The following is a 1,538-nucleotide window of genomic DNA, read 5'->3' as shown; positions in this document are numbered from 1 at the left end:
GTGCTTAACGCCAATGGCTCGTACACCTTTGACCCAGCGGCGGATTGGAACGGCACACTGCCGGTGATCACCTACACCACGAATACAGGTGAGACAGCAACCTTAACCATCACAGTGACACCAGAAAACACTGATGTGGCTGATGATGCTGTGACCGTGGGCGAAGATACGCAAGCAAGTGGCAACGTATTAACTAACGATGAGTCTGACAACACCTCTGTTGTGAGCTTCACCATTGCCGGTGACAACACCACTTACAATGCAGGTGATTCAGTGACCGTTCAAGGCGGCACCTTAGTGCTGAACGCTAATGGCTCATACACCTTTGACCCTGCGGCTGACTGGAATGGCACACTGCCGGTGATCACTTACACCACCAACACAGGTGAGACAGCAACCTTAACCATCACAGTGACACCAGAAAACACTGACGTAGCTGATGATGCAGTGACCGTGGGCGAAGATACTCAAGCTTCAGGCAACGTATTAACTAACGATGAGTCAGACAATACTTCAGTCGTGAGCTTCACCATCGCCGGTGATAACACCACTTACAACGCAGGTGACTCAGTGACTGTCCAAGGCGGCACATTAGTGCTGAACGCTAATGGCTCTTACACCTTTGACCCAGCGGCTGATTGGAATGGCACACTGCCGGTTATTACCTACACCACCAACACAGGTGAGACTGCAACCTTAACCATCACAGTGACGCCAGATAACACTGACGTAGCTGATGATGCTGTAACGGTTGGCGAAGATACGCAAGCTTCAGGCAACGTATTAACTAACGATGAGTCTGATAACACCTCTGTTGTCAGCTTCACCATCGCCGGTGATAACACCACTTACAACGCAGGTGACTCAGTGACTGTCCAAGGCGGCACATTAGTGCTTAACGCCAACGGCTCTTACACCTTTGACCCAGCTGCGGACTGGAACGGCACACTGCCGGTGATCACCTACACCACCAACACAGGTGAGACTGCAACCTTAACCATCACAGTGACGCCAGATAACACAGACGTAGCTGATGATGCTGTAACTGTGGGTGAAGATACGCAAGCTTCAGGCAACGTATTAACTAACGATGAGTCTGATAACACCTCTGTTGTGAGCTTCACCATTGCCGGTGATAACACCACTTACAACGCAGGTGATTCAGTGACTGTCCAAGGCGGCACCTTAGTGCTGAACGCCAATGGTTCGTACACCTTTGACCCTTCTGCGGACTGGAACGGCACACTGCCGGTCATCACTTACACCACCAACACAGGTGAAACGGCGACACTGACAATTACTGTCACACCAGATAACACTGATGTAGCTGATGATGCTGTGATCGTGGGTGAAGACACCCAGGCAAGTGGCAACGTACTGAGCAATGACGAATCTGATAACACGAGCGTGGTCAGCTTCACCATTGCCGGTGATAACACCACTTACAACGCAGGCGACTCCGTGACTGTCCAAGGCGGCACATTAGTGCTGAACGCCAATGGTTCGTACACCTTTGACCCAGCGGCGGATTGGAACGG

General features: G+C 51.3%; 1 protein-coding gene. It reads left to right on the top strand.

The window, feature by feature from the left end; all coding sequences use genetic code 11:
* Positions 1-1,538, top strand: a 1,538-nt coding sequence (locus G3R49_RS19875) for an Ig-like domain-containing protein (protein WP_167870827.1), incomplete at both ends; no start/stop codon positions are given.

Origin of the sequence: Shewanella sp. WXL01 (genome assembly GCF_012263345.1) — a bacterium.
GTDB classification, from domain to species: domain Bacteria; phylum Pseudomonadota; class Gammaproteobacteria; order Enterobacterales; family Shewanellaceae; genus Shewanella; species Shewanella maritima.
This window is presented reverse-complemented; position numbering and strand designations above follow the sequence as displayed.